The organism is Paenibacillus solani, from assembly GCF_001277345.1.
In the GTDB taxonomy this organism is placed as follows: Bacteria; Bacillota; Bacilli; order Paenibacillales; family Paenibacillaceae; genus Paenibacillus_AQ; species Paenibacillus_AQ solani.
Window position 1 is genome coordinate 1,707,644 of the sequence record NZ_LIUT01000001.1, and the last position, 22,459, is coordinate 1,730,102.

Genomic DNA, 22,459 nt, shown 5'->3' on the forward strand with positions numbered 1-22,459 from the left:
AAGAGGACAAAGAGCATAAAGAGAGGCGCGAAGAAAAATGTTCAAATTCACCTTCTACAAACGCATCCAGCTGTCGTTCCTTGTGCTGATCTTTATTCCGTTGATAGCAGTTTCTATCATTTCATTTGTCCTGATCCGGGATACGATGGTGGAGAAGCTTCAGCTCAGCAACGAGAATGTCCTGAACGTCATGACGAATGAGCTGAGTAAGACGATTGACGATGTTACGTTTGCTTCCCATTTTATCGTGAACGATAGGAATGTTCGCAATATCCTGGAGTCATTTGCAGATACTAAGCGGCTGGCTACTTATCAGGATTATGTACATTTTAGACAGATTCAGGATGTGTTTTCCCTCATTAATTCCAAGCCGCTGAACAATAACGTTCGCATGTACTTGGTCAACCGACAGAATTTCGTTATCTCATCCGGTACGGAGGATATGACAGAGATTAACGGAAGTGTCGACAAGTTGATGCAGCGTGTCGATCTCAATAAACCGGAAACCCTGCAATGGATTGGGGTGACGGGTGGCAAATCGGAGGGTCAAGGTAAAAGTTACTATATTGCCAGGGTCATCAATGACACACGTGAGAAAAGACAAGTGTCCGTATTGCTTAGTGCTATTTCCGATACATACTTCAACAATCTGCTTGATACGATCGACTTTGGCAAGGTGGCTCTTTTTGATGCAAACGGGGACTATATTGCAGGTCATTCGGGACTGAGCCCGGAACAGACAGAGACCAAGGGCAGTGTCCGAACGGATAGAAAGATTCTGAAATCGAACTGGAAGCTGTCCTATGAAGCTTCGGAGAAAGAGTGGTCAGGGCCAATCTCCCGAACCTTTTATACCGGTCTTGCCGGAGTTCTTCTGCTGTTTCTCGTTTTTTCCGGGATGTCTGTCCTGATCGCCAAAAGGCTGCACAGTCCGATTCTCAAGCTGCAGCGGGTGGTACGCCAGTTCGGAATGGGAAATCTGGATGTCAGACTGGAGGTCAAGGGTAAGGACGATATCGCTGAATTGGGGCAGACCCTGAATACAATGCTGGATCAATTAGAGCATCTGATTCAGGATATCGAGCAGGAGCAGGAACAGAAGCGGGTGATGGAGCTCGAAGCCTTGTTTATGCAAATTCGCCCTCATTTTTTGATCAATACTTTGAATTCGATCAAATGCAGCCTGATCTTGACAAAGGATACGCTTCACAGCGGAATTATTGATTCCCTGATGAGTTTGCTGCGAGCCTACCTTAAGGTCAATGAACCGGCAACTTTACGCGAAGAGTGTAAGCTGCTCGGCCACTATGTTGACATTATGAAAATCCGCAACGAAATCCCGCTGCAGTTAAAGGTTGATCTGGATTCGGAAACCGAGGGCCTCATTTTGCCGAAACTTATATTGCAGCCGATCGTTGAGAATGCCATCGTCCACGGACTTGTTGATCATCAGACTCCATGCATTGAGATCCGTTCCCGGCGCACCCCCGGTGGAATCAGGATTGAGATTACAAACAACGGTGCCAGGGCCGATGAAGAATTGCTCAAATCTCTGAACCGGAGTCTGGGGAAACCTAGCGAAGAGCAGGATGGATCGTATGAAAGAGTCGGTCTTATGAATGTAATCCAGAGACTCCGATTGACCTTCGGGCAGGAGGCGAGTTTGGCACTCGCCAACCTTCCGCATGAAGGAATGTCAGTTTCACTGTATTTGCCCCTAAGTCATCATCAGGGTTTTCTACCGGAGGGAGAGGAAGAATAATGTATAGAGTAATGCTCATAGACGATGATGTTCCTATGCTCAAGGTACTTCAACAGATGATTGACTGGGAGGCAAATAATCTGCAGATTGCCGGCAGTACGTATTCCAGCGCCAAAGCACTGCATATGTTTGAGGAAGTGCAGCCGGATATTGTCATTACCGATATCGGACTCCCGCAAAAAAATGGCATTGAGCTCGCGGACCATTTTATTCGCATGAAGCCCGAGGTACGGATTGTCTTCCTGACCTGTCATGAGGATTTTCATTACGCCCAGCAAGCCGTTAAACTGCAAGCGGATGACTATTTGATTAAGGATCAGCTTACAGCGGAGCAGTTGGAGGAGAGTCTCGGCAAATCCATGCATTTGTTAAAGAAGCGAACCGGTCTGATTCATCGCGAGACGGCGAATTACAACAGCCAGCTCTATCGGCAAGATTTGCTGCAAAGGGTAATCAATGGCTCACCATCTGAGGCCACTCTGGCTTATGCGGCTCAGATCGGAATCTCTTGGACTTATCCGTGGTTTATGATGGGGCTGGTCAGCATTCAGCTTTCCAGCTTTGACAAGCGTTTCAGACAAACGGAGTTTCCTCTGATTTTATACGCTGTCTACAATATCGCGGCGGAATTGTCTGAATTGTATGAAGGGATTACGCCGTTTATGGAGCAGGGAAACATCGTGATTCTATATAACTATCGTCTCAATCTAGCACAGAATGCCAGTCTGCATTTTCATAATTTCTTGCAGCGGCTGCGTTATCAGTGCGTCCACTTTCTTAAAATTCAACCGAATGTTATAGCAGTCACGGACAAAATGGAATTAAGCTCGATTGGCTCCATTTATCAGGAAATTCTTCATGGCAAGTACGAGTTCTATGAAAGTACCAACTATACGATTACTGAAGTTTCGCAAATCAGGTCCAGATGGTTTCAAAATGCGCCTCAGCGGTTTCTTGACAGCTATGTTTCGGAGCTGGAACGGATGCTCATCAAGCAGGATCTGGACGGTTTACGCACAACGCTCCAGAAGATCGCCAGATCTGCGAAAGAGTTGTCGATTGAACCGGGGGACGTTGCCAGGGATTTATCCTCCATACTTCGCAGCATTGAATTGATGTTCTCCAGCCTGAAATTCGGAGAGGAACTGTTCGCCTATCTTGCATTAGCTCGCAGCCTGGAAGATATGATGGAACTGGTGGAGAGTAAGCTGGTTCAAATGATGGGAGCCCGGCAAACGGGAACGGGTATGGGGAGCACCACGAACGAACCGAAGCTCCAGGTGATCCAGCAGTATATCGATCAGCATCTTGACGATAACATTACGTCGATTGACATGGCACGTTATCTGTATTTGAACCCGAGCTATTTTTCTCGATATTTCAAACGATTGACGGGGCTTACCTTCACGGATTACGTGCATCAATACAAAATGAAGATTGCCACCAAAAAGCTCAGAATGTCCGGACAAAATCTGGAGTCTTTGGCCATGGGATTAGGCTATTCAGATCGAACGTATTTTTCAAAAGTATTTAAAAAATACGTGGGGAGCACGCCGAGCGAATATAAAGCGAAGTACACTGCGCGAAAATAAATGGACCGATACGATACAGCAGCAAGTCGCCGCCTGATAAGGGCGGCTTTTTTACGATTTAAGAATGAATAAGTTTTTAGCGAAGAGCAAGTAATAATGTATTTGCTAGATGTTTTGGGGTCCCCGCAAAGTATTTGTTATAAGCTTCGAAGCATAGCTCCACTTTGTGGGACTTTTTGTTTTGGGGTCCCCGCAAAGTATCTGGAATAAGCATCGAAGCATAGGCTCCACTTTGTGGGGCTTCTTTAGGTCAAAATCTTGCACATGGCTGGTCAGAATCCCTCCTTCTTGATGAGATCGGATGTATTACTATAATGACAACTTACAAATTGTTGAGGTGATGCTTCATGGAGGCTGTACAACGACCAGCGCCCGAGAGCCGGCGGAAGTTTTGGACTCCCAAGCGGAAAGAGGCTTTAATCGGGTGGCTGTTTCTTGCTCCGGAAATTGTCGGGATGCTTCTATTAAACGTATTTGCGCTTGGATTTTCTTTGTATTTGAGTTTATCCAATTGGGATCTGCTGTCGGGTGTCAAGGGGATTGAGTTTGCCGGATTTGATAACTACATCAAGATGTTTCATGATCCGACCATTATTCAAGCGGTAAAGAACAATTTGATCTATATGGTTCTTACTGTGCCAATCCCGATTGCCATCGCCCTGGTGCTTTCGGTTTTGATTCACAATAGTGTGTTCTTCAAGAGTTATTTTAAAGTTGCGTTCTTCATCCCTTATATTTCTTCTATAATCGCAGTTGCTGCGGTGTGGAGCGCATTATTCCACCCATCGCTGGGACCAATCAACCAGTTTCTGATGGATCTCGGGATCAGCAATCCGCCGAAATGGCTGGTCGATCCGAAAACGTCGCTCTTGGCAATTTCAATTATTAGTTCCTGGGCGGGCCTTGGCTATACGATCATTATCTATATGGCCGGGCTCACGAACATTTCGAATGAAATTTATGAAGCGGCGGATATTGATGGTGCCAGTGCGATTAAAAAGTTTTTTGCGATCACGGTTCCGATGCTGCGTCCGACAACCTTCTTCCTGTTGATCACGATGTTGATTGGTTCCTTTAAAGTGTTTGATATCATCGCGTTTTTAACTGAAGGCGGACCGAATAATTCTTCTACCGTGCTTGTATTCCGCATCTATGAGGAAGGCTTTAAATATTACAATATGGGATATGCTTCGGCCATTTCCTGGCTGCTATTCGCGATTATCGGTCTGATTACCGCGCTCACCTGGAAAATGAGAAATGAAGAATAAAGAGGGAGAGGAATGTACATGCAGTTGCTTCGAAAAAACATGTCCAAAACGGTAATCACCCTTTTCATGGGGGCATTGTCCATCGTGTTTCTCGTTCCCTTGATCTGGATGATTTCCGCGGCTTTCAAATATGAGAAGGATGTTATGCGTTTTCCGATTCAATGGATACCGGAAAAGGTGAATCTGGCGTACAATTTTAAGACGGTTTGGATGGGGAAGGTTCCATTCTATGATTTCTATTTTAATTCTTTTAAAATAGCCATTATCACCACGTTGATCACGCTGATCATCTCATCCATGGCAGCTTATTCTCTAACGAAAATTCGATTCAAAGGACGGAATCTCGTCTTTATGGCCTTGCTCTCATTCATGATCATTCCGGATCAGGCGACGCTGATTCCGCGGTTTCTGCTCATTCGCTGGTTTGGTCTCTACAATACGCATGCGGCCATCATCTTCATGAGTATGTTCTCGATTTACTTCACGTTTCTGCTGCGTCAATTTATGATCGGGATCAGCGATGAATATTTGGAAGCGGCCCGAATTGACGGAGCGGGTCATCTGCGGACATTTGCTTCCATTATGGTTCCACTATGCAAACCGGTGCTGGCTACGGTAGCGATCATTAAATTCATTTGGACTTGGAACGATTACCAGAATCCGCTCATCTTCTTGTTAAACAAGGATTTATACACGATTCCGCTGGGTATGACACTGTTCCGTGATGACTACACCAACAACTATGCCATAATGATGACGGCAGCAGTATCGGCGATCATTCCGCTGGTCATCGTGTTCATCGTATTGCAAAAGCAAGTCATAAACGGCATCGCTTTAGGCGGGGTAAAAGGTTGATACGAATTTAATGCGAAAGAAATCAGAACTATTCGCAAAAGTCAAAAATGTGATCATAGAACATCAAAATTGTGCACTTGATCGGCCTTGCTGGTGCCTATAATGAACATGAAAACAGCGCGACAACTAATTTATCTGTGCAGGGGGAAGTAAGATGAAGAAAAAAGTTAAACACAGATTATCCGTCATTCTTAGCACGATCCTGGCAAGTACCTTGATTTTAAGCGGTTGCGGGAACTCCGGGTCAGAATCGGGTGCCAGCAAGTCGGACAAAGAGGTTACCACTATCAAGTACTATAACTGGGATAACGAGGCCCAACAGGCGGGCACGGATGCCATGCTCCAGGAATTTATGGATCAAAATCCGGAAATCAAGGTCGAACACGTGGTTCTGGTTCCCGGCGATTCCGTGGAAATGCTGAAAAAGCTTGATTTCCTGATCTCTTCCGGTGAAGCGATTGATGTTATTCAATTCCCAAGCTTGGGCGGAGTTCTCGAACGGGCTGAACGTGGAGCTCTTGCTCCTCTGAACGAGCTCTATGAGAAGGAAAGTTTGGTTCCGGAAGACGAGTACTTTGTAAATCCCAAGTTAAACGACAACTACTATGGCATGCAGTACACCAAGAGCACGAACTATGTCATGCTCAATAAGGATGCTCTGGATGAAGCGGGACTTGAGGTTCCGAAATTTGGCTGGACATGGGACGACTACCGCGAATACGCTAAAAAGCTGACCAAGGGTGATGGTGTTGACAAGCGTTACGGATCTTACTTCCATACATGGGAGCTTTATATGAACGCACCTGCCCAAACCATGATGAGAGATCCGTTCGTATATGAGGATGGAACGACCATTCTGGCCGATCCGACTTACAAGTATTTCTTCCAGCTCCGCAAAGATATGGAGGAGCAGGACAAGTCGGCTAAACCTTACAGTGACGTACTTGCTGCGAAGCTGAACTACCGTACGGAGTTCTTTAATGAAGAAGCTGCTATGATTCTTACAGGCAACTTTACGATCGCAGACCCAGGAAATACCGAGCAATATCCGCATGATTTCAAAACAGCCTTCGCTCCTGTACCTGTACCTCCTGCTGGCTGGGAACCTAAAGAGTATGAAGGAAAATACTTCACCAGCGGTAATATGCTGGCGATGGGCGCCAATTCCGCCAACAAGGAAGCATCCTTCAAGCTTATGAGATTCATGACAACAGCTGATTCCAACAACAGACTTGAGTTCTCTGGTTACAAGAAGGCGAATAACGAGGAATTGCTGACGAAGCTGGTTGCGGGTAAAGAGGATAAGTACGATATGGATTCGTTGAAATATACACTGTTTAGCGATGAAATCCAATATCTGGATGCCGCCAAAGTCATGATCGCGTCTACCGCGGAATTGAGCAAGATCATAAATGATGGCTTCGCGAAATTTATGCTCAGCAATGAGTCGATTGATGAGGTTCAAAAATGGATGGTCGATGAAGCTACGAAAATCATTAACGAAAAAAGCGTTATAAAGTAACAGAGATAGCACAAGATAGAGAATCCTGATAGGAATCGGGCTTCGGGGGCCATTAAGCCGGCTTCCCCAAAGCCCTTTTTTATTACGACTGTGGAGAGTGGGAGGGAAAAAGCATGTCAATAACAAGAAAACCAAAGGACCAGCTAGCAATTCCTTCGCTGGAGCAGCTGGCCTGGCAGGACATGGAGCTCGGGATGTTCTGCCATTTTGGAATCAATACATTCTGTGACCAGGAATGGGGGGAAGGCAAGGATGATCCTTCTTTGTTTAATCCAGACCGACTGGATGCTAAACAGTGGGCCCGGTCCGCGAAGGAAGCCGGATTCCGTTATCTCATATTGACGGCCAAGCACCATGACGGCTTTTGCCTGTGGCCGACGGCGACAACGGAATACTCCGTAGCCTCGAGTCCGTGGAAGGATGGACGTGGTGATGTCGTAAAAGAATGTGCGGAAGCTTGCCGGGAAGAGGGCATCGGCTTCGGTATTTATGTATCCCCTTGGGACAGGCACGAGCCGTGTTATGCTGACCCCAAGCAGTATGATGACTTTTATTGCAGACAATTGGAGGAGCTCTTATCGGGCTATGGCCCGCTTGTGGAAATTTGGTTTGACGGCGCGGGGTCGGAAGGCCGCGAATATGACTGGCCACGAATCATGGATCTTGTGAAAAGACATCAGCCAAGCGCTATGGTGTTTAATATGGGTGCGCCCACGATCCGTTGGGTGGGTAATGAGGATGGGGTAGCTCCGTATCCTTGCTGGAATACGGCCGATTCTTCGAGGGGCAGCATGTTCAGCGAAGATACGCTTAAATGGCTACCGGAGACGCCGGACTGGGTGCCCGCGGAATGCGATGTTCCCATCCGAAAAGACAGATGGTTCTGGCATCCGGATGAAGAACATTTGCTGTTGTCTCTTGATCAGCTAATGGAAATCTATTATCGCTCGGTTGGACATGGAGCGACCTTGCTGCTCAATGTCGCTCCTGACCCGCGCGGGCTGCTTCCGGAAGCCGATATAAACCGGCTCTTGGAATTTGGCAGAGAGATCGATCGTCGGTTTGGTCATGCCCTGGCCGAAAGCTCGGGATCGGGAGAGATCGTTGAGTTAATTTTTCCTCGTGCATGTGTGATCGATCATGTCGTTGTCATGGAGGAAATTGCTTACGGGGAACGGATAAGTCAATACGTGCTGGAAGCCTACATCGATAGAGAGTGGTACGAGCTTACACGCGGCAGCGCGATCGGTCACAAGAAAATCGACGCGTTCTCTCCAGTAACTACCGACAAGGTGCGTTTGCGGGTACTGGAATCGGCAGCAAATCCGGTAATCAAAAAAATGGCGGTATATCGCTGCGGGCAATAATCCTTGAATCATAACAAGAGGTGGAGGAGATCTGTAATGGGAGTGCTCACTTGGAAGAACGGAGTATACTTGCTGAACGGGCAGCCGTACCGGATCATATCAGGAGCGATTCACTATTTCCGTGTCGTTCCTGAATATTGGGAAGACAGACTATTAAAATTAAAGGCCTGCGGCTTTAATACCGTTGAAACTTATCTCGCATGGAATGTGCATGAACCCAAGGAAGGGGAGTTTAACTTTAGCGGTATGGCTGACGTCGCATCGTTTATCGAATTAGCCGGGAAATTGGGTCTGCACGTCATTGTCAGACCCAGCCCGTTCATCTGTGCGGAATGGGAGTTTGGAGGCTTGCCGGGCTGGCTTCTTGGTTATGAAGAAGTGAGGCTTCGATGCAGTGACCCGCTCTATTTAAGCAAGGTGGATCATTATTATGACGAGCTGATCCCAAGACTAGTTCCACTACTGTCTACAAACGGAGGGCCGATTCTGGCCGTTCAGGTCGAAAATGAATACGGCAGTTATGGTAACGATCACGCTTATCTGGAGTATTTGCGCGCAGGACTGGTGCGGCGCGGGGTTGATGTGCTTCTCTTTACCTCCGACGGTCCAACCGATGAAATGCTGCTAGGCGGGTCAATTGGCGATGTGCACGCGACTGTGAATTTTGGTTCCCGGGTAGAAGAGTCCTTCAGCAAATACCGGGAATACCGTACGGATGAGCCGCTGATGGTCATGGAATTCTGGAACGGGTGGTTTGATCACTGGATGGAGGACCATCATGTGCGTGAAGCGGCTGATGTCGCGGGCGTACTGGATGAAATGCTCGAGAAGGGCTCCTCGCTTAATATGTATATGTTCCATGGTGGAACTAACTTCGGCTTTTATAGTGGGGCGAATCACATCAAGACATATGAACCCACAACGACAAGCTATGATTATGATGCCCCTTTGACGGAATGGGGAGATAAGACGGAGAAATATGAGGCGGTGCGGTTGGTGCTCAGCAAGCATGGCTTTTACCCGGGTTGTGACTTCCCGGAGCCGATTCCCAAGGTAGCTTACGGAAAGGTAGTTTTGTCTGAAATGGCCGGACTGTTTACGGATACCAACCTTGAGCATCTCTCAGATCCGATAAGAAGCGTATCGATCCAGCCGATGGAAAAAATCGGACAGTCCTATGGTTTTATATTGTACAGTACCTATATTCAGGGGCCGCGGCAGGGACAACAGCTGCATATTCAGGAGGTTCGAGATCGCGCCCAGGTATTTCTGGACGGTCAGTCGCTTGGCGTTATTGAACGATGGGATACGCAGCCACTTGATATTACCGTACCCGCAAACGGAGCGAGACTGGATATTCTCGTTGAGAACATGGGACGGATCAATTACGGACCGCTGATCCGCGATCCCAAAGGAATTACGGAAGGCGTAAGAATCGATAACCAGTTCCTGTATGACTGGACGATCCGGCCCCTGCCGCTTGCGCCCGAGATGCTGGCATCACTCTCCTATAGACCGGTAACTGATCAAGGTCAGGTAGAGCATGTAGAGCTGTCCATGCCGAAGTCGGTAAGAGCGGGGCTGCCCGGATTTTACCGCGGCTGCTTCCCGGTGGAGGACATCGGAGATACGTTCCTTCGCTTTGATGGCTGGACGAAGGGTGTCGCCTGGATCAATGGCTTCAATCTCGGCCGATACTGGAACGCGGGGCCTCAGAAGGCCTTGTATATTCCCGGCCCATTATTACGTAAAGGGGAAAATGAACTGGTTCTTTTTGAACTGCATGGTGGTCCCGAATCTTGTGAAGTCGAACTGTCAGATCAACCAGACCTTGGTCAGACCGCGGCAGTGGACGAAGCTGTGCTTAATTTCGTTCAGGTCGAAGAGGACAAATAGTCAATAACGATAGGGGATTTACAGTTCATCGTGTTCGGGTAAACCCGGCCAGAGAGATTCTCTGGCCGGGCTATTATCGTATGTTCCTAATGTAGGAGTCCCTGCTGGATAGTATCAGAAACATATACGTTTTTAGTCAAAAATTCGCTTTTAGATTTGTTTATTTCGGTTCGATATGTATATATAAGTTCAAATTAGTTTATTTTTGTTCGTTTTTATCGTACAGTAGTGTTGGGAAGCAGATTTTTCATCGGATCGGGAAAGGAGAACAAATGAACGATTATAAAAAGAGAATGAGCCTGATTGTTCGGAATGTTGCGGAACAAGCATGGAATAAGCCCCTGCGATCTAGCGGACTGTGGTTTCATAGTGACGTACGTGACAACTTCTATTATGCCTCCTATCTGTTTGCAGCTTCGTTAGAATGTGAGGATGATTCGCAGTTCAACCGACAGGAAGGTAAGCAGCTGGCAGAGGAGGTTCTGGGTCGTGTGCTGCGGCTGCAGAACCGGGAACCGAAGAGCCCGATGTATGGACATTGGCCGCTGAATCTGGAGCCTGATCCGGAAGCGGCGAGTCCGCATGTGCTGCCGGTGGAATTGATGGGGAGCTTGATGGTTTTCTTCCATCATAAGTTTGAAAGTGACATGAGTGAGGGCTTGGCGAGGGAGTTTGAGACCGCGCTGGAACACATCTATCAAGGTGGTTTTTTTCGCAAGCCGCTCACGGTGTGCAATCATCATGAGGCGAAATATACGGCGGCCAAGTTAATATTCGGCCAACGGTTCGGCGATAAGGAACTCTTGGAGGACGGAAAACAAAGTCTTAGAGATACTCTGACTGTGCTCCGCCGGGAAGGTATGGCTGAGTACGGGTGCCTGCCGTGGTTTTGGCATTGGACACAGGCGTTCACCTGTGCGCTGGAATTGGCGGAAGAACCGGAATTGAAGCAGGAGCTTCATGCACTATTGGATGAGCTGTGGAGCCTGCGCACGGACTATTATTTGAAAGGGGCTTGGGTAGGAGCCCACTCCAGGGGATGGCCTCATGATGCACCGAGGGATGGTAATGTGCTTCACGATTATGTCCAGTTCGGCGATTTCAACCTCTCGGAGGAGATGCCACGCACGGAGTTTGCCGGTTTTCTATTCTACGAAGCACCGGAAGCGAAACGGCAGCTTGCCCTAAATCGGAGCGAACCGACAGAGGTGCGTAAGGTTGTGATGAAATCGGTTGATGACCAGATGCGGCAGCTGCACTCCTATGCATATGTGACGGAATGTTTTGCGGCGGGCGGATTGTGGGAACGGGTTCTTGAGTTCGACAACGAGCAGCTGCGCTGGATGTTCAGCCTCCCTGTCCGATCCGAAGGCAAGGCGAATCAGCTGTATTTCTTTCACCCGGGGGAGGGATATAATCCTTCCGGAAGCGATCCTCGCCACCAAAGCGAGTGGATGGAGGTGCTGTATCACAAAAATGTCGTGTTGGCTCTATACCCGCTGCCTGAATCAGCGGATGCCGGGGGCAGAGAAGTTGTCGGCGTTCTACCGGAAGGGGAATGGTTGTACGAGTCCGAAGCTTTGTACGGCAAAGTAGATGAGGTGTATTTTGCCATCCACTTGAGCCCTGGGACGGCTTATGACATCAGGGAACAATCCGGATATCATCTGGCCGTTTGCCGAGGCGACGGAATTGCTCTCACCGTAGAGGCGGTATCCGTTCGGGATGCGGAGCACAGGGGGATCGAACAACTGAAGGCGTTCTCGCAGCGAATGTCCAAGCAGAAGCCGGATTTCAAGACAGACGGCGGGCTTGAGGTAGTGTATACAGGATGGACGACTGAAGATCAACTATGTTTGAAACATACGGCTTCAGGCAGCTCAGCGAGAATGATAAACGGAGCTGAATGTACGTTTGAATTGTATTCTGTGTAAGTATCGAGAAGAAAAGAGGAGCAAAGATGAAGAGACTGCAGCTGATTCAAAAAATAGCGGAAGAGGGCGTGGTCGCGGTCCTGCGCGGTGAAACGCCGGAGCAGGTTGTGCAGATGGCCGAACAAGCCATCGCCGGCGGCATCAAAGTAATCGAGGTGACGATGACCGTACCATTTGCACTGCGGGCTATTGAAACGTTGTCGCGTAAATATTCATGGGACGCCAAAGACCCATCCTCCTATGCCATCATCGGTGTAGGTACAGTACTTGATCCGGAAACCGCGCGTGCTGCGATATTGAATGGTGCCGAATTTGTTGTTGGGCCGTCTCTGAGCAGGGAAACCGTAATGCTGTGCAACCGTTATCGGATTCCAGTCATGCCGGGGGTCATGACGATTAAAGAGATCCAGGAAGCGTTGGAACTAGGTGCGGACATCGTCAAGCTATTCCCAGGCAACCTGTATGACCCGTCGATGATTAAGGCGATCAAGGGCCCGCTCCCGCAGGCGAATATCATGCCGACCGGTGGTGTTTCGCTTGATAATCTTGGCGAATGGATCAAGGCGGGAGCGATCGCTGTCGGTATTGGCTCAGATCTGACAAGTGAGGCTTTGAGGCAGCAGGATTACAGCTTGATTGCTCAAAAAGCGGCTGAATACAAGCGAGCTTATTTGCAGGCTAAAGGTTGACGCATTAAATTTATTTATAAATTGGTACGGAATTTTGTTACACTAACGCCTGTTGCGGACTCCTCGAGTCTTCAATAGGCGTAGTTTATTGCTTGACTATTCATGCTTAGTATAGACTGTAAATCCAACCGTATGCTTTTAAACTAGCCCATAACACGGGCTTTTTTGTTTGTTTATTGGATCGGATCAAAATCGAAATTTTTCGTCAAAAAAGCTTGAAAGTGACGCAGCGTCATCATGTATAGTGAAGATATAACATACGAAGCAGAAAGCAGGTGTTACCATCGATTCCGATTCATGAATTATCAAAACAAACGGGCATTACAGTGCGAACCTTACGATATTATGACCAAATCGGGCTCCTCGTTCCAGCTGCCAAAATACCTGGCAAGCAGCGGATTTATAGTGATGAAGAATTAATAAAGCTGCAGCAAATTCAGTTTCTGAAGAAGCTTGGCTTCAGTTTGCGAGAAATATCGGATATGATGTCGAACCTGGAATGGAACTGGTCTGCCAGTTTAATGAACCAATTAGATTATGTACAGAATGAACAGAACAAGCTGGTACAAATGGAAGACGCAATTCGATCTGTCCTGCATAGCATTGCTATCGAGGGGGAGACAAGCTGGAACGTGATTCAGAAGCTGATCCAGCTATCTGGAAAAGATCCAGCGCTGAAGCAGTCATTTCGGCAACAAATGTTTGAGAAGCGAGAAGCGGACTTGCTGGGTCTTCTGCCCAGCATGAACAGCACGGACCCCGACTCCCTGGAGTGGATCGCCCTGCTTGGACAGCTCAAGCAGCGAATGGATGGCGGACCCGGATCACCTGAAGTACAAAGAATCATACACCGAATGGATGAAAAACGCTTGGAGCAATTTGAGGATGAAGACGTCTTTATCGATAAATTGTGGGAAATCCGTAAATCACCCGACAAATCTGAGGAGATGGGGTTATATCCGATTGAACCGGAATTAATTCGATTTATGGAGCAGGCCTATGAGATTTATGCATCAAGGAAGGAAAAACAACTCCGGGCAGGGAGGGAGACAACATGACGTTGGAACTGCTGCTTTCCATCGGGGCTTTGTCGCTTCTCGACACGCTAAGTCCTGCAACGCTCGGTGTTACGGTGTATTTGCTATTAACGGGGAAGGAGCGCTTGATTTTACGTTTATTTGTCTATTTGTCAACGGTGGCAGGATTCTATTTCCTGGTTGGCATCGCACTGATGCTGGGCATGGATGCGTTATTGCAGTCCGTGAATGCGATTTTCCAAAACCGAACGGTAAGCTGGATCATGGCGATTATTGGTGGTGTTCTGTTTGTTGCCAGTTTCTTTGTACCAACGAAGAAAACATCTGAGCCGCGTCGTCCCAAGTCACAAAGATTGGGAGCCATGGTTGGATTGGGTTTGACTACTTCACTACTAGAGGTAGCAACGGCGCTTCCGTATTTTGCCGCGATCGGTCTTATGACTACTGCTCACTTAAGTTTGCTCCAATGGATACCACTTCTTGCAGCATATAATGTTGTAATGGTACTTCCTCCGCTTATATTGCTTGGATTACATCTCGTATTTGGACGTGTTATGCAGAAACCGCTTGAGAAGCTGCGCATGAAAATCGCCCAAAGTTCCGGTTCGGTCCTTTCCTGGGTCATGTGTATAGCCGGAGTAATCCTGGTGCTCAACAGCATAGATAACTTGTGACAATCCGCGCCTAACATCACTGAGCTTGTTTTCAAGTTAGAGCTTTCGGTAAGGGAAGGACAACTATGGTATTAATAAATGTCCTATATTCAGGGGATATAGGAACGAAGGCTTATGCTCGGTGCTATTCAATTTAATTAATGGTATTAAAAATTAATGTGATTAATATTGTGAAAAACCGCATATTATCACAGTCTATCCTATAGTTTCCTAATAGATATCTAGACATTCACCAGTTTAGCTATAGCTTTAGGCTATCACTGGATATAGCTTATATGAGTTACACGCTCCTTCGTCATACGTGATATCTTTCTTGTAACAATTTGTATAGGAGTGTTACATAGATGACGAGAAGCAGTGTATTGGGATACCCGCGTATTGGTGCGGATCGGGAATGGAAAAAAGCCTTGGAAGCGTTCTGGGCTGGTAAGCTGGAAGAGCCGGAGTTTCATCAGAAGCTGCAAGAGATAAGACTGAATCATTTGCGCAAGCAGAAGGAGAGCGGGATTGACCTAATCGCGGTCAATGATTTCAGTTACTACGATCATGTATTGGATACGGCAACCATGTTCGGGATTGTTCCCGAGCGATTCCATTATGAGGGCGGAGCTGTTCCATTATCTGTTTACTATGGTATTGCCCGGGGAACGAAGGATGCACCGGCGAGTGAAATGACCAAATGGTTCAACACGAATTATCATTATATCGTGCCTGAATTGGATGGAGCGAACCCTGTGCTTACGGAGAACCGCCCGCTAACAGCATATCGGGAGGCCAAGGAGAAGCTCGGAATTGAAGGTAAGCCGGTTATTGTGGGTCCGTTAACTTTCCTGAAATTGTCCAAAGGTTATCAACCTTCGGAAACAGATTCTTGGCTTGATAAATTGCTGCCGCTCTACGTTCAGGTATTGCAAGAACTTGCTCAAGAAGGGGTACAATGGGTCCAGATCGATGAGCCAATCCTTGTAACCAAGTTAAGCGATGCGGATCTTACGCGTTTATCGAGAATCTATGAAACGTTTGCCGTGTCGGCTCCTGGTTTGAATATCATGCTGCAAACTTATTTTGAATCCATAGAAAACTATCAGAATATCATTCAGCTTCCTGTGAGCGGCATCGGGCTTGATTTTGTACATGGATTCACCGGCAATATTGAAGCCATCAAAGAAGCTGGATTTCCAGGTAATAAAGTACTGGGAGCAGGCATCATTGATGGACGCGGGATCTGGAAGGCGCCGCTGCGTGAGAAACTGTCCCAATTGGAAGAATTGAAGAAGTACGTGGCCGCTGAACGTATCATTGTGCAATCTTCATGCAGCTTATTGCATGTTCCTGTGACGGTGAGTAATGAGACAAAACTGCTGCCTGAACTGAAGGGCGCTCTTGCTTTCGCAGACGAGAAGCTGACTGAACTGGTCCTTCTCACAAGAGCTATCGCTTCAGGTACGGATCGGATCGCGAAGGAATTGGATCAATGTGATCTTGCACTTCAGGCTCTAAAGCAATCTGAAGTACGAAATCGACATGACATTCAGCAAGCTGTGGCCGAGGTAAGTGCGCAGGAGCCAGCTCGCAGTCTTCCATTCTCGGAGCGGCATGTTGCACAGCAGAACAAATGGCAGCTGCCGATTTTCCCAACTACAACCATTGGCAGCTTCCCTCAGTCGGCAGAGGTGCGTAAGGCACGGCAGTCATGGCGTAAAGGTGAGTGGGATGATGAGCGGTATGAGCGCTTTATTCAGGATCAGATCGATATTTGGATCAACCTGCAGGAAGAGATCGGCCTAGACGTACTGGTACACGGCGAGTTCGAGAGAACGGATATGGTGGAATTTTTCGGTGAGAAGCTGGGCGGATTTGCCTTCACTCAATATGGATGGGTTCAGTCCTACGGCTCCCGTTGTGTAAAACCTCCTATTATATACGGAGATGTTACCTTCGAAAAACCGATGACAGTGGAGGAAACAAAATACGCACAGTCGAAGACAAATCATCCTGTTAAGGGAATGCTGACCGGCCCTATCACAATCATGAACTGGTCGTTCGTCCGTGAAGATATTACGCGGGAGAAGATCGCATATCAACTGGCCTATGCGCTCAGACAAGAAGTGGAAGCATTAGAGCAGGCAGGCATCGGGATGATTCAGGTAGATGAGCCTGCAGTACGCGAAGGACTCCCACTGAAGGAAGAAGATCAAGCAGAATATCTTGAGTGGGCTGTCAAGGCTTTCCGTATGACTACGTGCACAGTTCAACCGACCACGCAAATTCATACGCATATGTGTTATTGCGAGTTCCATGATATGATCGATTCAATTGAGGCGATGGATGCCGACGTCATTTCGATTGAAACATCACGAAGTCATGGCGAGCTGATTCATAGCTTTGAAGTCAATACGTACGAACTGGGAATCGGCCTAGGTGTATACGATATCCACAGTCCGCGGGTGCCGCGCGTGGAAGAGATGACAAGCATGATTGAGCGCGCCCTGCGTGTGCTGGATCCGAAGCTGTTCTGGATCAACCCGGACTGCGGTCTCAAGACACGCGGACAGGAAGAGACAGTCGCCTCTCTTCGCAACATGGTTCAAGCGACGGAGATCGCTCGTTCGAAATATGCGTTAAACGTGTAACCGTAAATCTGACTTGTTGTCAGGGTGGGCTGAGATATGAATCGTTAAGATAATATAGAAGCAAGCTGCATCGGCAGCCTGCTTCTTTTTTTACTAACCAAGCCGATATCTATCACGAAGCGTATAGTAGGTATGGAATCCAGTTATATGAAAGGTTTGGCTTTAAAGTAGAATCCAAGTGACGTCTATATGTCTATGGAAGTCTTCTGACATTTACATAGAGTAGGTTGGACACAAGTTGTTGACATCTTGGTAAAATCGTTATCACATCCGGCGATTATATTCTTCCTATGGAATCGTATCTAGCACGATCACCTAAGAAGGAGGAACCATGATCTATCACAGGAAAGGAAAGAAATTTACCAGAGTCTTGTCTATTCTATTCATTGCAATCCTATTTATTGTCTGCTTCAAAATGGTACGGCACGTCGGTTCATCAACAGTGGAGTTGGTGCCAGCATCATCTGCTAGACTTGAAGAGAACTATAAGACGCTTCCTGCTGTGCCTAATCTAAATAAAACGTATCGAATCGTAATCGACCCCGGTCATGGGGGAAAAGATCCGGGAGCTACCGGAGCAAGCGGTGCCTATGAGAAAACGTTCAATCTATCTCTTGCCGGGCGGGTTGTTGACCTCCTTGAGGAGGACCCTTTGTTTGAACCTCTCTTGACACGTTCGGATGATCAATTCGTTGAATTGGATGAACGGGCGGCCAAGGCGAATGATTGGAATGCGGATGCGATGATTTCCATTCATGGCAATACCTATACGGACCCCATGACATCGGGTACGGAAACCTTGTACCGACACGAGGAGAGCATCCCCTTGGCCCAAACCCTTCAGGAGCATTTGGTGAAGGGAATTGGCCTTCGTGATCGCGGGATCAAGGAAGAACAGTTAAAAGTGCTATCTAAGCCCACGATGCCGGCAGTGCTTATCGAAGTTGGATATCTCACCAATGCGGAGGATGAGCGTTTCCTGCTGAGCAATGAAGGTCAAGATCTTGCCGCACAAGCTATTGTTGATGGGCTCAAGGACTATTTTGCGGAATCGCAGGAACTCTCGCTTGGACACCAAGCAAACGGTGAATCAGTTGAAAGATCACCCGGCACTCCGCAAAGCGGGAATCAGTCTATGGAGAAAAAGGTGTATTTTAATGGATCAGCCCAGGACGGTAAACAGGTCGCACTTACATTCGATGATGGACCGGATGCCATTGTTACGCCCAAAATCCTTGATATCCTGAAGGAAAACGATATTAAAGCCACCTTTTTCATTCTGGGAAACCGGGCTGAGGCCCACCCTGAGACTGTGCGGCGAATTAAAGAGGAAGGTCATGCCATAGGAAATCATTCCTGGTCCCATCCCGATTTTACGGAGTTATCTATGGAAGAAGCGATGAATCAGGTGATAAATACGCAGAATGAACTGAACGACATTATCGGCTATCGTCCATCCCTGTTCAGGCCGCCTTATGGGGCTTTGGACAAGGAGCAGGAGGAATACATCCAGAATATGGATTTAGCAATCGTGAACTGGTCCGTGGATACGATGGATTGGTCAGGTCTGCCCGCGCCGGAGATCATGGGAATCATCCACAAGCAGTTGAAGCCTGGAGGCATCATTCTTCAGCATACCGCAAACGGCAAGAACCATCTTGCCAACACGCTGGAGGCACTGGAGCTGTTAATACCGGATTTGAAAGATCAAGGCTACTCATTCGTAACGGTCCCGGATCTGCTGCATTTGCCTGAATCGCAATCTTAGTAAGCCTGTAACGAATCAGACTTATCATTTGCAAACCTTATATGCTAAAATCGATTCATCAAATAGGCGCATGGAATAAGAATGGAGACTTCATGAAAAAAACAAAAATTCTCATTATCGAAGATGAGGGGCCGATTGCCGATTTGCTTGCCTATGGTCTCAATATGGAGGGTTTCGAAACCCGTATTGCGGCCAGCGGAGCTGCGGGCTTAAGGGAGCTTGAGTCATTTCATCCCGATCTGCTCCTTCTAGATTGGATGCTGCCCGATCAAAGCGGACTCGATATATGCAAAAAAGTAACCGCGAACTATAACCTTCCCATATTCATGATAACCGCTAAATCCGACATCACGGATAAAGTGCTCGGGCTTGAATTTGGTGCCGATGACTATATTACGAAGCCCTTCGATCTACGGGAGGTTGTCGCCCGAATTCGCACGATCCTCCGACGACTGGATCAGGCAAACCAAGGGAATAGGGAAGGAACGCCGGAAGCCGTGATCCGCTTTAGGGGCATCGAAATCGTAATGGAAGAGCGACTGGTCAAGAAAGACGGAATACCGGTTGACCTTACGCCGAAGGAATTCGACCTGCTCATGACAATGTACGGCCATCGGGGGAAGATTTACACGCGTTCGGAACTGCTGGATTTGGTCTGGGGTTATGATTTTATGGGGGACACGAGGACCGTGGATACGCATATTCAAAGGCTCCGCAAAAAGTTGGATGCCGGCGATTTGATCACAACCGTATTCGGCATCGGCTATAAATTCGAGAAGCAGGCGGAATAAGAGATGATCCGGACCATCAGAGCCAAGTTTATTGTTGGTTTTTTTGTGATCTTCAGTCTGTCGTTCCTCGTACTCAATCAAACTGTCAAGGAGATCATTCGGACAAGCAATCAGAAAATCGTGACTTCCGATCTGGTCGGACTCAAAAACAACAGCAATGTATATGTAAGGCAAGCATTTCTAATCAACCATTTCACGAACAATAAGCTTTATTTTGGACAGATGGCCGAAGAGATGGTGAATGATTTGAAGCATGCGACATCAAGCGATGTTAGTGCGTACACCGTAGACGGCAAGTTATTATTCTCATCGGATGAGCAAGAGTTCTCCGGGTCATCCGACGAGGATCTGCGGCAAGCCATCGAGGGTAAAACAGCTTATACCATCACTTATGGCCGGAACAGCGGGACCGTTCTATACTCATACCCGGTTATCATCGATGGTGTTAAGGTCGGCATCTTAAGATTTACCAAAGATTTTACCCTGCTCTATGATCAAAGCGGGCGCATTATGGACATTATTTTCTACATCGCGCTTGCCATATTCGGGGCAGCGTTCCTGTTCTCGTATATGCTATCCAGGCATATCACCGTTCCATTAGTAAAGCTCACCCGTGCATCCACGGAAGTGAAGAACGGGAATCTCGATGTTCGAATCCCGTTCCGGCGAAGAGATGAAATTGGCGAGCTGGCTCTGAATTTCAATGACATGATTGACCGGATCGGAAGCCAGATTTCCACGATTGAGGGTGATCGGGATCGCCTTCAGGAGCTTAACGATCAGGAAAAACGTTTTTTCGACAATGTCACCCATGAGCTTAAGACGCCACTGACGTCCATTCTTGGTTATGCCGAGATTATTCGGGAGAAAGGGGATGACGACCGGGAGTTCTTCGATAAGGGCATGAATCACATTGTTGAAGAGAGCCGGCGGCTGCATAACATGGTGCTAAGGCTGCTGGAAGTATCCCGCAGAGCTTCGGACGACCGTGAATTCGAAAAGGTGGATGCGGGTCAAATTTTGCACGACGTTAGCGATTCCATGTCCTTCCGTGCCAAGCGTTATAAGAAGCGCATCATCTGCCAGACGGATGAACATTTGTATGTAAACGGACAACCGGACAGGCTGCGCCAGCTGTTCATCAACCTGCTGGACAATGCGATCAAATACAGCTCTCCCCAATCGGAGATTTCTGCTAAGGTCGAACTGGACTCCGGACTCGTTCGCTTTATTTTCGAAAATCCGGGTGAACCGATCCCACCTGACCAGCTTGAGCACCTGTTTCAGCCGTTCTATTCGGCGGGCCATAAGTTCATGGAAGAAGGCAGTGTCGGTCTGGGTCTCAGTATCGCCAAATCGATCGTCGACGACCATGGAGGGACCATCCGCCTAGTCAGCCGGGACGGGCAGATCATGGTTTACGTGGAACTACCTTACTTCAGGGAGGAGAGATCATGATGATACGGAAACGATTTGCAGGTTTGTCCGTGCTGCTTGCAATCATCCTCCTCTTGTCCGGATGTGAGGGAGGTCTGCGGTCGGAGACCATCGTTATTCCGAGCTCGGAAGATGAGCAAGTTGCCGATTCGGGCAGCGCCCCATTCCAAGTAAAAACGATATACCGTCTTCCGTTTTCGGACACGAAGGACGATCAATTGCTTGGTTGGGAGGATTCAGGATCCGTTCTCGGTCTTTTTCAGGCCCCCGACTCAAAGATGCGCTTGTCGCAATATCTGCTGCAGCGGCTCTCATCGCCGTATGAAAAATTCGAGACGCTGCAAGGCGTGGACGCTGATCATTGGAATCTCGAACTGTCGCCAAACGGCAAATATATCGCCGGTATTAAGAAGACAAAGGACGGCAATGTACTGAAGTTAATATCGCTTTCTGATGGACGGGAAACCATCATGGCCACCATAAAGCCCCGTCATGATCTGCTCTTGACAGAGCTCACTTGGTCGGATAACAGCAGATACATCTCTTATCTCGTCACAGACGTCGCTACAGATGTCGCTTCAGGCCCCGTCAGTGGACAAACCGATGTGGGTGTCGCCACAAACCCCGTTGTCAAAATGGCCGTGTATGACACAACCGCCCGGCAAGTCAAGGTCTATCCGCTGAAGGGCCTCCGAAACACAGGCAGCGTCTCCGAGGTGAAAATGTCGGACGATGGACAAAGCGCACTGATTGTGGTGCAAAATGAACGGACCCTTAGTATCAGCATGGGGACGATAAACGGAAGCAGCTTTCATATCGAATACGAGCATCAGGCGGGCGGTGATCAGATGGCATGGCTTAATAAAGATCAGTTTGTTTTCCTTGGAACGGAAGGCGAGATCTATGAGTACGATCGACGAAACATGGCTCTCTCTGTCCTGCTGGAGAAGGTTCTTAGCTTTCAATTATCGCAAGACAGGAAGTATATTGCTTATTCCCAGAAAGACGACAACGATACAATCTCAATTTTTGCAGGAAAGCTTCAAGGAAACAACGTCCTGTACAAAGAATCGGTATATCAGGGCGTCTTCCCGTCGGTAATGTATTGGAGTCCGCATAATGACAGTCTTCTGGTAAATGGGCGAAAAATATATTCCACTTCAAGACAACAAACGAATCCGGAGCCAAGTGTCGTCTCGTATAATCAACCGTTTATTATTAGGTTTCAATAGTT

Annotated in this window: 16 protein-coding genes; all 16 read left to right on the forward strand. The window is 47.8% G+C overall.

Translation table 11 applies throughout. The features are described from left to right. Window positions 1-37: 37 nt before the first annotated feature. Window positions 38-1,762, forward strand: a complete 1,725-nt coding sequence (locus tag AM231_RS07770; RefSeq protein ID WP_054402122.1) for a cache domain-containing sensor histidine kinase — start codon at window positions 38-40, stop codon at window positions 1,760-1,762. After that, on the forward strand, window positions 1,762-3,354 hold the full coding sequence (locus AM231_RS07775; protein WP_054402123.1) for a response regulator transcription factor: 1,593 nt from the start codon (window positions 1,762-1,764) through the stop codon (window positions 3,352-3,354). Before AM231_RS07770 ends, AM231_RS07775 begins: the two co-directional genes overlap by 1 nt. 347 nt (window positions 3,355-3,701) lie before the next feature. Then, complete coding sequence (locus AM231_RS07780) at window positions 3,702-4,622, forward strand: carbohydrate ABC transporter permease (RefSeq protein ID WP_054402124.1); 921 nt, start codon at window positions 3,702-3,704, stop codon at window positions 4,620-4,622. An 18-nt stretch (window positions 4,623-4,640) separates the two neighbouring features. Next, window positions 4,641-5,477, forward strand: a complete 837-nt coding sequence (locus tag AM231_RS07785) for a carbohydrate ABC transporter permease (RefSeq protein WP_053494264.1) — start codon at window positions 4,641-4,643, stop codon at window positions 5,475-5,477. 154 nt (window positions 5,478-5,631) lie between these two features. Beyond that, window positions 5,632-6,999, forward strand: coding sequence for an ABC transporter substrate-binding protein (locus AM231_RS07790; RefSeq protein ID WP_054402125.1), 1,368 nt, complete (start codon window positions 5,632-5,634; stop codon window positions 6,997-6,999). Window positions 7,000-7,112: 113 nt separating this feature from the next. After that, entirely contained in the window at window positions 7,113-8,366 is a 1,254-nt protein-coding gene (locus AM231_RS07795) for an alpha-L-fucosidase (RefSeq protein WP_054402126.1), read from the forward strand. Window positions 8,367-8,402: 36 nt separating this feature from the next. Beyond that, complete coding sequence (locus AM231_RS07800) at window positions 8,403-10,262, forward strand: glycoside hydrolase family 35 protein (RefSeq protein ID WP_054402127.1); 1,860 nt, start codon at window positions 8,403-8,405, stop codon at window positions 10,260-10,262. Between the two features lie 272 nt (window positions 10,263-10,534). After that, window positions 10,535-12,196 carry a hypothetical protein gene (locus AM231_RS07805; RefSeq protein WP_054402128.1) on the forward strand — a complete coding sequence of 554 codons (1,662 nt, stop codon included), beginning with the start codon at window positions 10,535-10,537 and terminating at the stop codon, window positions 12,194-12,196. Window positions 12,197-12,222: 26 nt separating this feature from the next. Beyond that, window positions 12,223-12,885 carry a bifunctional 2-keto-4-hydroxyglutarate aldolase/2-keto-3-deoxy-6-phosphogluconate aldolase gene (locus AM231_RS07810; RefSeq protein WP_054402129.1) on the forward strand — a complete coding sequence of 221 codons (663 nt, stop codon included), beginning with the start codon at window positions 12,223-12,225 and terminating at the stop codon, window positions 12,883-12,885. 275 nt (window positions 12,886-13,160) lie between these two features. Then, complete coding sequence (locus tag AM231_RS07815) at window positions 13,161-13,943, forward strand: MerR family transcriptional regulator (protein ID WP_053493668.1); 783 nt, start codon at window positions 13,161-13,163, stop codon at window positions 13,941-13,943. Next, window positions 13,940-14,596 carry a GAP family protein gene (locus AM231_RS07820; protein ID WP_054402130.1) on the forward strand — a complete coding sequence of 219 codons (657 nt, stop codon included), beginning with the start codon at window positions 13,940-13,942 and terminating at the stop codon, window positions 14,594-14,596. Before AM231_RS07815 ends, AM231_RS07820 begins: the two co-directional genes overlap by 4 nt. Window positions 14,597-14,940: 344 nt before the next feature. Further along, entirely contained in the window at window positions 14,941-17,229 is a 2,289-nt protein-coding gene (gene metE / locus AM231_RS07825) for a 5-methyltetrahydropteroyltriglutamate--homocysteine S-methyltransferase (protein ID WP_054402131.1), read from the forward strand. Window positions 17,230-17,560: 331 nt separating this feature from the next. Then, window positions 17,561-18,997 carry an N-acetylmuramoyl-L-alanine amidase gene (locus AM231_RS07830; RefSeq protein ID WP_054402132.1) on the forward strand — a complete coding sequence of 479 codons (1,437 nt, stop codon included), beginning with the start codon at window positions 17,561-17,563 and terminating at the stop codon, window positions 18,995-18,997. Window positions 18,998-19,089: 92 nt separating this feature from the next. Beyond that, a complete protein-coding gene (locus AM231_RS07835) occupies window positions 19,090-19,788 on the forward strand; it encodes a response regulator transcription factor (protein WP_054402133.1) in 699 nt (232 codons plus the stop codon). Window positions 19,789-19,791: 3 nt separating this feature from the next. Next, window positions 19,792-21,246, forward strand: coding sequence for a sensor histidine kinase (locus AM231_RS07840; protein WP_054402134.1), 1,455 nt, complete (start codon window positions 19,792-19,794; stop codon window positions 21,244-21,246). Beyond that, on the forward strand, window positions 21,243-22,457 hold the full coding sequence (locus AM231_RS07845; protein ID WP_054402135.1) for a hypothetical protein: 1,215 nt from the start codon (window positions 21,243-21,245) through the stop codon (window positions 22,455-22,457). Before AM231_RS07840 ends, AM231_RS07845 begins: the two co-directional genes overlap by 4 nt. Window positions 22,458-22,459 lie beyond the last annotated feature (2 nt).

Coding starts and splice junctions, on each gene's coding strand:
- AM231_RS07770 (WP_054402122.1), top strand. CDS start 38: ATGTTCAAATTCACCTTCTACAAACGCATCCAGCTGTCGTTCCTTGTG.
- AM231_RS07775 (WP_054402123.1), top strand. CDS start 1,762: ATGTATAGAGTAATGCTCATAGACGATGATGTTCCTATGCTCAAGGTA.
- AM231_RS07780 (WP_054402124.1), top strand. CDS start 3,702: ATGGAGGCTGTACAACGACCAGCGCCCGAGAGCCGGCGGAAGTTTTGG.
- AM231_RS07785 (WP_053494264.1), top strand. CDS start 4,641: ATGCAGTTGCTTCGAAAAAACATGTCCAAAACGGTAATCACCCTTTTC.
- AM231_RS07790 (WP_054402125.1), top strand. CDS start 5,632: ATGAAGAAAAAAGTTAAACACAGATTATCCGTCATTCTTAGCACGATC.
- AM231_RS07795 (WP_054402126.1), top strand. CDS start 7,113: ATGTCAATAACAAGAAAACCAAAGGACCAGCTAGCAATTCCTTCGCTG.
- AM231_RS07800 (WP_054402127.1), top strand. CDS start 8,403: ATGGGAGTGCTCACTTGGAAGAACGGAGTATACTTGCTGAACGGGCAG.
- AM231_RS07805 (WP_054402128.1), top strand. CDS start 10,535: ATGAACGATTATAAAAAGAGAATGAGCCTGATTGTTCGGAATGTTGCG.
- AM231_RS07810 (WP_054402129.1), top strand. CDS start 12,223: ATGAAGAGACTGCAGCTGATTCAAAAAATAGCGGAAGAGGGCGTGGTC.
- AM231_RS07820 (WP_054402130.1), top strand. CDS start 13,940: ATGACGTTGGAACTGCTGCTTTCCATCGGGGCTTTGTCGCTTCTCGAC.
- metE (WP_054402131.1), top strand. CDS start 14,941: ATGACGAGAAGCAGTGTATTGGGATACCCGCGTATTGGTGCGGATCGG.
- AM231_RS07830 (WP_054402132.1), top strand. CDS start 17,561: ATGATCTATCACAGGAAAGGAAAGAAATTTACCAGAGTCTTGTCTATT.
- AM231_RS07835 (WP_054402133.1), top strand. CDS start 19,090: ATGAAAAAAACAAAAATTCTCATTATCGAAGATGAGGGGCCGATTGCC.
- AM231_RS07840 (WP_054402134.1), top strand. CDS start 19,792: ATGATCCGGACCATCAGAGCCAAGTTTATTGTTGGTTTTTTTGTGATC.
- AM231_RS07845 (WP_054402135.1), top strand. CDS start 21,243: ATGATGATACGGAAACGATTTGCAGGTTTGTCCGTGCTGCTTGCAATC.